We start from the raw sequence: 13853 nt of genomic DNA, 5'->3' as shown, positions 1-13853 counted from the left end.
TTTTTATTCATTCAATTTTTCTGTGAACTCCATAAAAACATTTATAGGAGTGTACCATTCGGCATGATTGTATTTGCAAAAATTGCTTCTTTCAAATGCTTTTCTGTAAGACCTAAAGCACCCGTTAAATTAGCACCCGTTAAATCAGCACCCGTTAGATTAGCACCCGTTAGATTAGCACCCGTTAGATTAGCACCCGTTAGATTAGCACCCCTTAAATTAGCATCGGTTAAATCAGCACCCGTTAGATTAGCATCTCTTAAATTAGCATCCGTTAAATTAGCATCTCTTAAATTAGCATCTCTTAAATTAGCACCCGTTAAATTAACTTTGCTGAAATTAAGATAAATAAGCTGACGATTTTGTAAATCAATACCACTAAGATCTAATCCGGGTTTTAGTATAATTGCTCCTAACTCCGAAGGATCAACTGTCTTAGGAAAGTATCGAAAAGAATCACTATCGAGAACAGCGCCCTCCCAACTCACTCCAGTCAAGTCACAGGAAAAAGAATCACTACCAAATGATACACCTGAAAGATTAGCGTTGCGAAAAGTTGACTGACTGAGATTACATTCATCAAAATACGCATCATAAAGATTGGCATTCGTGAAATTAACTTGGCGCAAATCAAGTAGAGGCTGACCGCTCCTATCTGGCCCCCACGAAACCTGAGAAAAACGAGCGTTACTAAAATTAGCTCCTGTAAAACAGCAATTCTCAAACCTAACTTCGTACCAATTTGTATCGCTCAAGTTTGCTTCACGTAAATCACAATCATCAAAATTAGCAGCCCAATTCCCTCCGGTATGACTGAGATTAGCTCTTTGAAAGTCTACCCCTTCAAAATCGAACTCTAATCTCGCATGGCTAAGATTTGCTCCTTGTAAACAAACATTTTTAAGGTTGCTTATCTCGCTGTAGCTGAGGTCGGCTCCTTCTAACAATACATTTTCTAGATACTCTATAAGGCTATGGCTGAGATCAACACCTGTGAGATCAATATCTTCGAGATCGCGAAATGTTCGTTGTCCAGCTTGATAAGCATCTATTACGTCTTGTCGGTTCATCGTCGTACTACATCATGTATTCTGATGATAGCACATTTAAAAGATCACAAGAGGTTTCAACTTGATGGGTTATGCTCACGCTAACCCATCCTGCTTTTTAATTAGTGTAAGAAATGACGCATTCCAGTTAATACCATAATCACGCCTAACTCGTTGGCGGCTTTAATAGAATCTTCATCTCTTACACTTCCCCCCGGTTGAACAATAGCGGTAATTCCGGCGTCTGCTGCGGTTCTCACTGAGTCATCAAACGGGAAAAATCCATCGCTGGCTAAATATCCCCCTTTGGCGTTTTCTCCGGCTTGTTCTAGGGCAATTTTAACCGAACCAACCCGGTTCATTTGTCCGGCGCCAACCCCCAACGTTGTCCGGTTTTTGGTGACAACAATGGCGTTAGATTTAACGTGTTTAACCACTTTCCAGGCTAACAACAATTCTGCCAATTGTTCAGGGGTGGGTTGTTTTTCTGTTACCACTTTCCAGTCTTGGGGATTTTCCACCGCATCGTCGGAAGTTTGCACCAAAAATCCCCCCGCAATTACTTTAACGGTTTCCGATGGCCCCCGGATTAAATCGGGTAAAATTAACACTCTCAGTTTGGACTTTTTCTGAAGAATTTCTTCGGCTTCGGGCGTACAACCGGGGGCGACAATACATTCTAAAAAGGTTGTTGTTAATGCGGTGGCGGTATCGGCATCGATAGGACGATTTAACGCGACAATTCCCCCAAAAGCGGAAACAGAATCGGCTGCAAAGGCTTTTTTATAGGCTTCTGAAAGACTATTTCCCATCGCCACGCCGCAGGGGTTTGTATGTTTTAAAACGGCTGCTGCGGGTTCGTCTGGAAACTCGGAAATAATCCGCCTAGCTGCTTCTAAATCAACTAAATTATTGTAACTTAACGGTTTACCTTGTAGGATTTTTCCGGCCGCCCATCCCGTCGCAACGGTTCCGGTTTGATACCAGGTTGCGGGTTGGTGGGGATTTTCACCGTAACGCAGGCTTTGTAATTCGGTACCGCTGAGGCTATAAAGTGCGGGGAGGGGCGTATCTTTCGGGGTTTCTTGTTGTTGTAAATAAGCGGAAATTGCCTGATCATAAGTGGCGGTATGACGAAAGGCTTTTAACGCACAATTTTGACGAAATTCTAAAGAGATATCGCCTTGATTTTGACGGAATTGTTCTAAATATTGGGGATATTGTTCGGGATTACATAATACCGTTAAATGGGCGTAATTTTTTGCCGATGCCCTCAACAAAGTCGGCCCGCCAATATCAATATTTTCAATCGCTTCTGCTAAAGTTACGCCTTCTTTTGCTATCGTTTGTTCAAAGGGATAAAGATTCACAACCACTAAATCAATCGGGCGAATTTCATGAGTTTCTAACTCTTTTAAATCTTCGGGAACATCTCGACGCGCTAAAATTCCCCCATGAATACGCGGATGTAAGGTTTTGACTCGTCCCCCCAAAATTTCCGGAAATCCTGTATAATCAGAGACTTTAGTAACCGATAAACCTGCTTCTTTCAAGACTTTTGCAGTGCCACCACTACTGATTAAATCAAACTCAAACTCTTTTACTAACGTTTGGGCAAATTCAATCAATCCCGTTTTATCGGATGTACTCAACAGAGCCAAACGTGCCATGATGCAAACTCCAAACTAGCAGACAACTTAACTATTTTGCCATTGATTCTGCTTTATACCTCATCTATTTCGCAAGTTAGATTCAAACGCCGCTAACATAGGAAATAATCGAAAGTTACCTGCTGCGGTTTTCGCACCTTCTGTTATGCCTGTATCTCGCTTTCTGCTTCTGATTTTCGGCTTCTGTCTGATTCTGGGGTTGATGATTTGGTTGGTGACTTCCATTTCTGGATTATACAGTCAAATCGCTTGGTCTGCTCATCCCATCTTCGCCAATTTGTTTTTGCTGTTGATTTTTGTGTTGTTGGGGCTGTTAATTTTTGCCTTCTTTTATTATACCGGATTATTCAAAAAAAATCGAAAATCTCGCAAAAGACGGGCTGCAAATTTGCGGGTTCCGGTTGATAAAACAGAAGCGGCTGAAGAATCTTTAAAAACCATTCGCCAACAGGTTCATCAAATTCAAGATGAAGTCGCCCGTCAAGCGATTATTAATCGAACAGATGAAATCGAAGAATTTCTATCTCGGGGTAATATTAAAGTTGTGATTTTTGGGACGGGTTCGGCCGGAAAAACCTCTATTGTAAATGCGTTAATGGGGCGGATGGTTGGTAAAGTGAATGCACCAATGGGAACAACAGAAGTAGGGGAAACGTATCATTTACAATTTAAAGGTTTAGAACGAGAGATTTTAATTACCGATACACCGGGAATTTTAGAAGCAGGGGAAGCCGGTTCTCATCGGGGAACATTAGCACGAACGTTAGCAACCGAAGCGGATTTATTATTATTTGTAGTCGATAACGATTTGCGACAATCGGAATATCAACCTCTTTATAGTTTAGCAGAAATTGGTAAGCGATCGCTATTAGTTTTTAATAAAATTGATCGGTATACTGAAGATGACCAAAATATTATTCTTTCTCGTTTAGAAGAACGGGTAAAAACGTTTATTTCATCAGAAGATATTGTTAGGGTGGCGGCTAATCCTCAAGCCGTTATTTTGGATACGGGAGAACCGTTTAAACCCGAACCCGATATCATGCCGTTAATCCGTCGAATGGCGAAAGTTTTACGGGCAGAAGGGGAAGATTTAATCGCGGATAATATCTTATTACAATCTCAACGTTTGGGTGAAGAAGCCCGGAATGTATTAGATACTCAACGCCGTCGCCAAGCCAATAAAGTTGTTGAACGGTTTCAATGGATAGGGGCCGGAGTGATTGCAGTAACGCCTTTACCTGTGGTTGACTTGTTAGCAACTGCGGCAGTTAACGCGCAAATGGTGGTAGAAATTGGCAAGATTTATGGCTGTGAATTAAATTTAGAAAGAGGACGAGAATTAGCACTTTCTTTAGCAAAAACCTTAGCGAGTTTGGGTGTGGTTCAAGGGGCGACTCAATTGGTGGCAACCGCCCTACAATTTCATTTTGGAACGATTGTGATTGGAAAGGGAATTCAAGCGGTAACGGCTGCTTATTTAACTCGAATTGCGGGAAGAAGTTTTATTGAATATTTCCGCCAAGATCAAGATTGGGGAGATGGGGGAATAGCGGAAGTCGTACAACGACAGTTTAAACTGACTCGAAAAGATGAGTTTGTTAAAAGTTTTATTCAAGATGCTATTGCCCGTGTGATTGAACCCTTAAACTTGAATTCATCACGAATAGAGGAAGATGATGATGATGATTATGAAGATGAATCGCAACCGGAATATCAACCCTCAGTTCAACTCAAAAAGGTTAATCCCTTTGAAAATGATTGGCATGATCGAGATTACAAGCGAGAGGATTGGTAAGTCTTGAATCATCTGCTTTTCTCGAATATAATTCATTTTCTATTTGAACTATGCTCCGAGCAAAGATAATACTATAACCGACTAAATTTAGTATTTATTGCATCATTTTTAAGCTCGCAGTAACATCATCTTGATCAAATATGTCCTTTTCTTTTTGTAAAGGACATTCAGTATTTTTTTGTGTTAAATTCGGTTAATAATCGTCTAGGTGAGTTAACGTTTTTTGATCTTTATGTTAAACTATCCTTAGACAGAACCTCTTGTTCAGCTTGTTCGTTCATGAGATGTTGTTGGGTTCTTACTGCTTTTTCGTGAGCAATTTCGCCTGTTAAATCATTTCGACGGGAATCAAGTTCTAATAAAGCCGTCTTACGACCATAAAGAATGAGCAAGTCAAAAGAACGAATATAAGTCGATCCATTCGGCGCACCCACATAGGTTTTATCCTCTCGTTCAATTCCGAGAACCATCACACCTTCTGATTTTAACCGCAGTTGATGAAGTTGTTTATTAGCCAGCCAATCGGAAGGATTAACTAGCAATTCCATAACCCGATATTCTCCTTTTAGATGCAGTAAATTTGCATAATCTCGCACATCTAAATTCGTCCAATTTCGCAATGCCCATCTCACCAGTCGATTAAGATATCGGTTAAATCCTCGATGTTGAATGACTAAAGAAAGCAAAGCTAATCCTAAGAATAATAGCATAAATCTTAAGAACCATTGATCAGAGCGAGCGGTGGTCACAAAAGTCAGAACAACAGAAGAAATAACGGTAATAATTCCCGCATTTCCTAAGAACATTAACCACATAATAATTCGTCGTCGTACCGGATGATTTACGACTCGTTCAGACTCCTGAGTTGTAAAACCGGAACCTGTAAACGCTGAACGAGCTTGAAATCGAGCAGACTGCCGAGACAAGCCTGTGAGGGTTAGTGCTTCGGAAGCAATTCGAGTTACCAATAAAGATAATGTCACTGCAACAAATAATGAAACAATTGCTGGCAATTTTCTTCTTCCTTCAGTTCTTCAACATAGAAGTATAAAGTAAAATCCCTGATATCTCAAACTCAACATGATCAAAGCTTGAAAGATTAATTGTCTATCTATTCAATTGACTTGAGATTCAGATATCGCACTCAAATTCAAACTCAAAGCAGAATCTCTCAAATGATAGATGTTAAACTATAGTATTTTTATTTAACCTAGTGAAACTAAAACTAGAGGTAAATATGAGCGAGAATAATCAAAGATTACCTAATCATCTAAAATCAGAAAATCTGACTAAATTATAAATGGCAACATTAATGGTGGCTCAGGGAATGTTAGCTAATCCAGCTTCTGACAAACGAGTAGACAAAGAAAAGTTTGCTGAAGATGCAACTGCTTTTGCTCTGTTACTTTTACAAGCTGCTCAAGCGGTATCTATAGAATTAGAGAATAATCAATAAATTTTTTTGAGGTCAGCAATCAAGCTAGATTTCCATAATATAAAAAAATATGATTAACCTATTTACCTTTTATCCAAATAATAGGTAAATTTTTTTATATAAGTTCGTAAAAAGTACAGCAGTAAAATTATAAGTTAAAATTGATCTAGTGTTAAGAATGCAATATTGATTTTAATCCTGATTTAATCCGTAATTCGATAATCTAAAATCAAAACATCTATATTACTTTCATTCTTTTCTGTTTGACTTTTATCCACAGATTCACTGCTCTTTGATTGGATTTTTAATCCCGGCAATCCTTCTAATTTTTGAGGCTGTTCTGAGGAAAACTTATCCGGAACAATTACAGCTAATTTACGAGGAATACACTCTAGTTCAATCGGTGTTTCTCCAATAATTTCTCCATCTAAAACCACTTTTTGAGGGGGATGTGTAGTGATTTTAATTCGTTGAGTTCGTAGATAACCAATATCATCCCGTTCGGCACCATCTTCGTGAATGGCAGACTGGAGTAAATGATAGGATGCAGCTACCGCACTACGGCGATTTGTTGGAGCAATAATTGTCACATCAAAAAGGCCGTCATCCATCACAATACCTGCTGGGCCTTGAGCTAAAATAGAAGAAGCAGGGGCTACATTTGCAACAGTAATTGCGGCTGCATCAACTTCAATAATCTGATCATCTGTTTCCAATGTAGCTTGAAAAATTTCAAATTTTTGCAACTGTTTAAAGGCAGAGAAAAAGTAAGCTAGCATTCCTAAACGATCTTTAGCTTCTCGGTCTGCATCCTCAACCAGTTCCGCTTCTACACCTACACCTGCGAGTAGTGTCATGGTTTTTCCGGCGCATTTTCCAAGATCAACAACTCGTCGTTTTCCTCCTAAGATTGTTTTGCAAGCATCTTCAATATTTTGGGGAATATTAAGAGCATTTGCAAAGGCATTAGCCGTTCCTCGGGCAATAATTCCTAAAGGAACATCGCTTTCCGCTAAAACTCCCGCCACCTGAGAAACAGTACCATCTCCTCCTGAAGCAATCAAACATTCTGCATTTCGTTCCAGGGCTTCACGAGCTAATTGTTGAGCCGATATTTCTTCGGTGGTAAATTGAATCTCTAAATTAAGATGAGGCTCTAAATGACGCTTAATTTCTGATAGATCCTGCTCGGAATCACTCTGACCTGCGACCGGATTAAAAATTAAACAAGCCGAAGAAAACATAAAAATTTACTCCTGTCTTTTAATAAAATTAAACAATATAATATCAGATCTTATTTTTCAAGTTTTAAGTTTGTGTCTAATCATAGCAAAAAAATGACACTCTGAAGAAGTAAAATCTAATTGATATCGTTAGAATAAACAATCTATCTCAGGAAATAGAAAGAAATTCAAGAAATTCAGCCAATGGGTAGAGGATAATTTGAAGATTACTAAGATAGGATGAGAGTTAGGATTTAATTGAGTTTAGTAATCTTTGGAGTAAATTATATGAGCTGGTTAGGTAGATTATTTGGTAGAGACGAAGAAGAAAAAGCCCGGAAGTCAAAAACGACAAAAACATCAGTTGCTCAAGCTCCTGCATCTACAGGTGGCGGATCAATTCCCTCCGAACGAGTGGGTTTGAATGGAGAATATGATGAAAGTGGTTTAGCCAAACGAGTTGCTTATGCGTTTGATCAAGACTCGGCAATTGATGATATTGAAACGCTTTGGGTTGCTCAGACAGGTAGCAAGGTGGTTCTGAAAGGAACAGTTCCCAGTCAAGATGTTTTAGATCAAGTGGTTTCTGTGGCTAAAAAAGTTGATGGTGCGGGTAGCGTTGACACTTCTCAAGTTACCGTTAGTTAACAAGATTTATCAAAAAACTAGGCACTGTCGTAGTAAGTTGGCTCGATAGTGCTATTCTATTTTTAAAAGTAGATAGGTTATATTGACGATTTTGTCTTGATTCTTCTATCATTCAAATTGGCTAATCTATAAGCTTTAAATACTCTAGAAAATTATCAATCCAAATGACCATGGCAGAATCCAAACAAACTTCATCTGATCGCTCTCAAAATGCAGCGTCTTCTCACTCCGATCTTGGAACTTGTATTTATGAAACGACATCAGATTTAAGGAAGGTAATTGATACCACGATAGAGACAGCAAATCAAGTCGCTAAAGCCGGGGCAGATCAGGCTCAAAACCTTCTTGAAATGGTTTTTCAAGGAACAGGAGATACGATGGCAGCGATCGCAGAAAATCCCCTCGTTAAATCGATTACAAAACTATTAGGGGCGGACTGGTTAAAAGTAATGTTGGGTCAAGTCAATATTGAAGAAGCCCAACGTAATGTGGAAAAATTGCGGCAAAAATACCCCAATGAAACTGCTGCTGAAATTGCTCACCGCATTATGGTAGAAAAGTCAGTACAAGGTGCAGGAATTGGATTAGCAACTAACTTTATTCCTCCTTTGGCTGCCGTACTTTTTGCGATCGATTTAGCCACAACAACTCGACTGCAAGCGGAAATGATTTATGAAATTGCCGCAGCTTATGGTCTTGATCTAAATGATGCCGAACGTCGGGGAGAAGTTTTAGGAATTTTTGGCTTATCTTTGGGCGGTTCAAGTGCTTTAAAAGTAGGATTTGGTGTGATTGAAGTTATTCCCGGTATTGGTGCATTTGTCGGGGCTTCTTCTAACGCCGTTATGCTGTATGGACTCGGTTATGCTGCTTGTCGGTTTTATGAAGCTAAACTTAAACCCGATGGCACAAAATTAACGCCTGCTGAGTTTTATCAAGAACAGGAAAACTATTTTCAAAAAGCATCAGAACAAGAAGCAATCATGGATCAAATTATGGTTCATGCGGTGTTGGCAAGTTCTCCTGAAAAATCTTGGTCTGATGTAATTTCAGAATTGTTACAGCAAGGAAATTTTAACTCTAAAACTGCCGAAACCATTGAAAATCACCTAAAAACTCCTCAGCCTTTAGATGATTTATTGCAGCAACTTCATCCTGATTTTGCACCTTCTACCTTAATGCAATGTTATCGAATTGCTCAAAGTGATGGTGTGATTACAGCACAAGAACGGGAAGTTTTAAAGGCAATTGCTGAGAAATTTGATTTAAGTCTGAATGAAATCGAGAAAAACTATCAAACTCAATTGAATTCAGCTTCACCATCATAACCATCTCTCTTAAGATAGGGTCAATGAATCTATCCTGCGGTAGAAGTAGGATAGATATAGACTCGATATACTGTGAACAGTTAGCAAAAGTCTTTGCTAAAGAAAGAATAGGAGATCTTTACTTATGAGTAACGAAAATAAAGTAGAAGCTACGATGAAAAATATGGAGGGTAAAGCCCAAGAAGCATTAGGAAATATTACAGGCGATCCTCAAGATCAAGCAGAAGGTAAAGAAAAGCAAGCAGAAGCCGCGGCACAACACACAGTAGAAAATGTAAAAGAAGCGGCAAAGCAAAAAATTGAGAATCGCTAAATTATAGAGTGGTTCTATTAAGTTAGTATTGCTCTGGTTGGTGGCTTGACCCCCGGTTTTCTGGGCTTTCACTGGAAATGTGAATTTAACTCAGAAGGTCGGGGGACTTATTAATTAAAATTACTTCCTGTTTTCTTCCAGATGCAAATGATGAATTCATATTCAAGGAGTCAATAATGGCAACTGAATCTTCCGATCAAAATCTTCCTCAATATCAAACTAAAGTGATTCCAGATACACCTGTAGCCGAGGCAATGGATGCAGTTCCTGAACGTCATGATACAGAAAGTCTAGCCGATGCAGTGGGAATTGATACACCCGATACTAAGCCGCTAGAAGTTAAATCAAAACTCGACCAACGAGATGAACAACGATGGCAACTTGATCCAGATTCGGCAGAAGATCATTAATTAATTCGCTCATTTTGTAACTCAATAAAATATCAGTATTGTCGGGGTACTGTCGTGAGTACCCCGATAATTTTATAGATTCTGAAATTAACAATAATAATATTACTATTTATTTTTGTAGAGAGTTTGGTATGATCAAAGTTTAGTTTTCAGTTTTTTCAGATTCTAGTAATCACTACCTATTCATAAAAGCATTTTTGAACTTATATCAAAAGGAAGATGAATCTCTCCTAGAGCTGCGTAATTATAAAAGATAGGTTTTACAGATCCAGTGTACGAGAGAGAAAACAATGCCTATCACATTAACTGATACCAAACGAGCGACAATTGCTCAAAAGCTAGCAGATATGCGAGCTATTCAAAATTTAATTTTGATGAGTGAACGTCAATTTATTCAAGAATGCAGCGACAATGATATTCGTAGTCGTTTGCAAGATATGATTGAAGATGACGAGAAAAATCTGGGCATTATTGAAACAACAATTACTCAGTACGGAAATCCGGCTGAACCCAAAGACAAAGTTCAAAAAATGGTGAACCAAGCACAGGAAATGATGCAAGGTTCCGACTTGAGTTTATATGAAAAAATGGCTCAACATGAGCTGCTTAAGCATGGTCAAGTTCTGTCGGGTTTAGTGGTTCACAAAGCGGCACAAGTTGTGGGTGCTGATGTTAAAGAAGCTCTCGCACCTTTAAATGCTGTTAACTTTGAAAATCGCGCTCATCAAGAGCAACTAAAAGGAATTTTAGAATATTTAGGTACTCGCGAACTCACAGGTCAAGAGCCTGATGATAGTATTTGGGGACAAATTCAAGACGCATTAGCAGCCATGACGGGTGTAATTGGAAGTGCTACTACTCAAGCTTCTGACGCTTCCGATATGGATATTTTGACCCTGATTTTCATGGATCATCAAAAGGCAAAAACCCTGATTCGTGAAATCGAAAAAACTCAAGATCCTAACAAAATTCGGGAGTATTTCGGACAACTTTATAAAGATTTAGTTGCTCACGCTAAAGCTGAAGAAGAAGTTGTTTATCCCCGTATTCGTTCCTTCTATGGCGATGGTGATACCCAAGAACTTTATGACGAGCAAGCCGAACTCGAAAAAGTTCTCAATGAAATGAAAGCAAGCGAACCCAATGCAGAGGCTTTTCAAGCGATGGTGAAGCGCGTTAAAGATATGGTTGGCGATCATACTCGTCAAGAAGAAAGCACCATGTTTGCAGCGATGCGGAAAAATATGAATGATAGTCAACGTGAGCAAATGGCAACTGAATTTAAAGAAGCGAAGAAACGCTTGCAAAATCAAATGCAGTAATTATCAATTTTAGAAAAGTCTGTTTTTTACGTTGTTAAAATTATTTAACAGTTCAGGTAAAAAACAGTACATCTCAACCCTAATTATTGCGATCTGAGTCAATAAGCTGGAAAGTTAATATCTCATCTTATATTAATTTTTCAGCTTTCTAAATATTCTCATTTTTTTTCTGCAACACAAAAAATCAAATAAACCCTCTGAAATTTTAGGAGTTATTTATGACAATTACACCCAATAAAATTCCCCCTCAATCTCAAGATAGACAACCTGCATTAGAGTCAGAAATGACTCCAAGACCTGAATATGATGATCCTAATTATAAAGGCAGTGGTAAACTGCAAGATAAAGTTGCTTTAATCACAGGTGGTGATAGTGGGATTGGTCGTTCGGTAGCGGTTTATTATGCCAAAGAAGGCGCCGATGTTGCCATTGTTTATTTAGATGAAACCAACGACGCTAAAGAAACTCAAAAAGCTGTTGAAGATTTAGGTCGCCGTTGCTTATTGATTGAAGGTGATATTCGCAACGAAAGCTTTTGTCACGAAGCCGTTCAAAAAACTATCGATGAATTTGGCAAGTTAGATATTCTTGTAAATAATGCTGCGGAACAATATTATGAACCGAGCATTGAAGATATTGATTCAGCTCGACTCGGTAGCATTTTTGCAACCAATATTTTCTCGATGTTTTACTTCACCAAAGCAGCTATGCCTCACTTAAAAGAGGGTAGCACAATCATCAACACTACTTCCATTAATGCTTACAAAGGCAATGCTTCCTTATTAAGCTATTCTACTACGAAAGGTGCTATTTTAGCCTTTACTCGCTCACTTTCTCAACCTTTAATTGAAAAAGGAATTCGCGTGAATGGGGTTGCTCCTGGCCCGATTTGGACTCCCTTTATTCCTGATGCTTTTGGGGGTGATGACGTGAGTAACTTTGGGAAGCAAGTCCCGATGCAACGTCCAGGTCAGCCGAAAGAAGTTGCTCCCTGTTTTGTCTTTTTAGCTTCAGAAGATTCCTCATATATGGCGGGACAAGTTCTGCATCCAAATGGCGGTGTTGTCGTCGGCGCATAAATAAATTCATTGAACTAGATTCGGGATTTGTTATCGAATCTTTTAGTCAGAAAGCGTATAATTATGAGTCATCATTTACCTAAAAAATCTCAATCCTTTTGGATCGATTCTACATCAGCATCTAACTACCCTTCCCTCACTCAAAATATCTCCGTAGATGTTGCAATTGTTGGGGGAGGTTTAGTGGGAATTTCAGCGGCAAAATTACTCAAACAAGCGGGAAAGACCGTCGCTGTTTTAGAAGCTGAACAAGTTGCTGCTGGCGTGTCCGGACATACAACTGCTAAAATTAGTTCATTACACCAGCTAATTTACGCAGATTTAATTAAACAGCATGGCGAAGAAAAAGCACGTTTGTATGGTGAATCTAATCAAGCTGCTCTTGAACAATATGCAAGTCTTATTCAAAGTGAGCAAATAGACTGTGATTTTGAACGGAAAGACATCTACACCTTTGCAGCTTCTCTAGATAATTTAGACAAAATAAAAGCCGAATATGAAGCCGCAGTTAAATTAGGATTACCCGCTTCTTTCGTTCAACAAACAGGCTTACCTTTTGAGATCGCCGGAGCCGTAAAATTTACAAATCAGGCCCAATTTCACCCCCGAAAATTCGTTTTACATCTAGCTAAAACCATTCAGGGCGAAGGGAGTTACATCTTTGAACAAACTCGAGTCAAAACCGTTGAAGGTGAACAACCTTGTAAAATCATTGCAGAAAATGGTTGTATTGTTACCGCTCAAGACGTCATTGTTGCCACAAACTTACCCATATTAGATCAAGGATTGTATTTTGCAAAAGCCTATCCTAAACGCTCTTATTTAATCGGAGCCTGGATCGATCCTGCTAAAGATCCACAAGGAATGTTTATTGGCTCGGGTCAAGATTATCACTCCATTCGTACCACTCCCCACGAAGGAAAAACATTACTTTTAATCGGGGGAAAAGGACATAAAGTGGGTGAAGTTGATGATACAGAAGTCTTATACAAACAACTGGCAGATTATGCTTATTCGACCTTTGAAGTTGAAGAAATTGCCTATCGATGGTCAACTCAGGATATGGTTTCTTTTGACCAACTTCCTTATATTGGTAAGCTAACTCCCATGAATAATCATACCTATGTCGCAACAGGTTTTAGTTTGTGGGGAATGAGTAAGTCAATGATGTCAGCGATGATATTATCTGACCTGATTTTAGGCAAAGAAAATCCTTGGGCTAATCTATATGATTCCACTCGTCCCACACCATTTGTGACTCAAGAATCAATTAAGAAAAATCTTGATGTTGGTATGCACTGGGTTGGTGATCGTTTAAAAGGTCTGTTAGATTCTCCTGAAAAAGTGGGCATCGATGAAGGTAAAGTTGTCACCGTAAATGGTGATAAAATAGGTGCTTATCGAGATGAGTCCGGCACTTTACATCAAGTGTCTGCTGTATGTAGCCATTTGGGATGTATTGTCTCTTGGAATCCGGCTGAAAAAAGTTGGGATTGTCCTTGTCACGGCGCTCGGTTTAACTGTGAAGGAGAAGTAATTCAAGCTCCTGCTGTTAGTGATTTGAAAAAATACTAATCA

Annotated in this window: 13 protein-coding genes; 9 read left to right on the top strand and 4 right to left on the bottom strand. The window is 39.0% G+C overall.

The genetic code is table 11. From position 1 onward, the window contains the following. Positions 1-41: 41 nt before the first annotated feature. Both M595_RS00880 and purH read right to left on the bottom strand, forming a co-directional pair. Complete coding sequence (locus M595_RS00880) at positions 42-1070, bottom strand: pentapeptide repeat-containing protein (RefSeq protein ID WP_023063942.1); 1029 nt, start codon at positions 1068-1070, stop codon at positions 42-44. A gap of 101 nt (positions 1071-1171) precedes the next feature. Then, positions 1172-2719 carry a bifunctional phosphoribosylaminoimidazolecarboxamide formyltransferase/IMP cyclohydrolase gene (gene purH, locus M595_RS00875; RefSeq protein WP_023063891.1) on the bottom strand — a complete coding sequence of 516 codons (1548 nt, stop codon included), beginning with the start codon at positions 2717-2719 and terminating at the stop codon, positions 1172-1174. Between the two features lie 145 nt (positions 2720-2864). Between purH and M595_RS00870 the strand changes: the two genes are divergently transcribed. Further along, complete coding sequence (locus M595_RS00870) at positions 2865-4517, top strand: YcjF family protein (RefSeq protein WP_040483365.1); 1653 nt, start codon at positions 2865-2867, stop codon at positions 4515-4517. A gap of 230 nt (positions 4518-4747) precedes the next feature. Here M595_RS00870 and M595_RS32040 read toward each other — a convergent pair whose 3' ends face one another. Beyond that, positions 4748-5530: a TrkA C-terminal domain-containing protein gene (locus M595_RS32040; RefSeq protein WP_023063912.1), complete on the bottom strand. Its 783-nt coding sequence runs from the start codon at positions 5528-5530 to the stop codon at positions 4748-4750. A gap of 287 nt (positions 5531-5817) precedes the next feature. Here M595_RS32040 and M595_RS30930 point away from each other — a divergent pair, with 287 nt between their 5' ends. Beyond that, on the top strand, positions 5818-5973 hold the full coding sequence (locus M595_RS30930; RefSeq protein WP_023063881.1) for a hypothetical protein: 156 nt from the start codon (positions 5818-5820) through the stop codon (positions 5971-5973). 182 nt (positions 5974-6155) lie between these two features. Here the strand turns inward: M595_RS30930 and M595_RS00860 are convergent, their stop codons facing one another. Then, positions 6156-7196 (bottom strand): YegS/Rv2252/BmrU family lipid kinase, encoded by a 1041-nt coding sequence (locus M595_RS00860; protein WP_023064017.1) that lies wholly within the window; start codon positions 7194-7196, stop codon positions 6156-6158. Positions 7197-7463: 267 nt separating this feature from the next. Between M595_RS00860 and M595_RS00855 the strand changes: the two genes are divergently transcribed. The 7 genes from M595_RS00855 to M595_RS00825 all read left to right on the top strand — a co-directional run bounded on the left by M595_RS00855 (position 7464) and on the right by M595_RS00825 (position 13850). Beyond that, complete coding sequence (locus M595_RS00855; protein WP_023063882.1) at positions 7464-7823, top strand: BON domain-containing protein; 360 nt, start codon at positions 7464-7466, stop codon at positions 7821-7823. Positions 7824-7993: 170 nt separating this feature from the next. Then, on the top strand, positions 7994-9151 hold the full coding sequence (locus tag M595_RS00850; RefSeq protein WP_023064028.1) for an ecsC family protein: 1158 nt from the start codon (positions 7994-7996) through the stop codon (positions 9149-9151). A gap of 124 nt (positions 9152-9275) precedes the next feature. Beyond that, entirely contained in the window at positions 9276-9464 is a 189-nt protein-coding gene (locus M595_RS00845; protein ID WP_023063916.1) for a CsbD family protein, read from the top strand. Between the two features lie 176 nt (positions 9465-9640). Next, on the top strand, positions 9641-9874 hold the full coding sequence (locus tag M595_RS00840; protein WP_023063844.1) for a DUF6335 family protein: 234 nt from the start codon (positions 9641-9643) through the stop codon (positions 9872-9874). 290 nt (positions 9875-10164) lie between these two features. Further along, a complete protein-coding gene (locus M595_RS00835) occupies positions 10165-11196 on the top strand; it encodes a hemerythrin domain-containing protein (protein ID WP_023064038.1) in 1032 nt (343 codons plus the stop codon). 218 nt (positions 11197-11414) lie between these two features. Then, positions 11415-12275 carry an SDR family oxidoreductase gene (locus tag M595_RS00830; RefSeq protein ID WP_023063907.1) on the top strand — a complete coding sequence of 287 codons (861 nt, stop codon included), beginning with the start codon at positions 11415-11417 and terminating at the stop codon, positions 12273-12275. A gap of 63 nt (positions 12276-12338) precedes the next feature. Beyond that, positions 12339-13850, top strand: a complete 1512-nt coding sequence (locus M595_RS00825; protein ID WP_023063911.1) for an FAD-dependent oxidoreductase — start codon at positions 12339-12341, stop codon at positions 13848-13850. The last annotated feature ends 3 nt before the right edge of the window (positions 13851-13853 follow it).

It is taken from the genome of Lyngbya aestuarii BL J (genome assembly GCF_000478195.2).
Lineage (GTDB): Bacteria > Cyanobacteriota > Cyanobacteriia > Cyanobacteriales > Microcoleaceae > Capilliphycus > Capilliphycus aestuarii.
The sequence above is the reverse complement of the archived record's forward strand: the minus strand, read 5'-3'. Positions and strand labels throughout refer to the sequence as shown.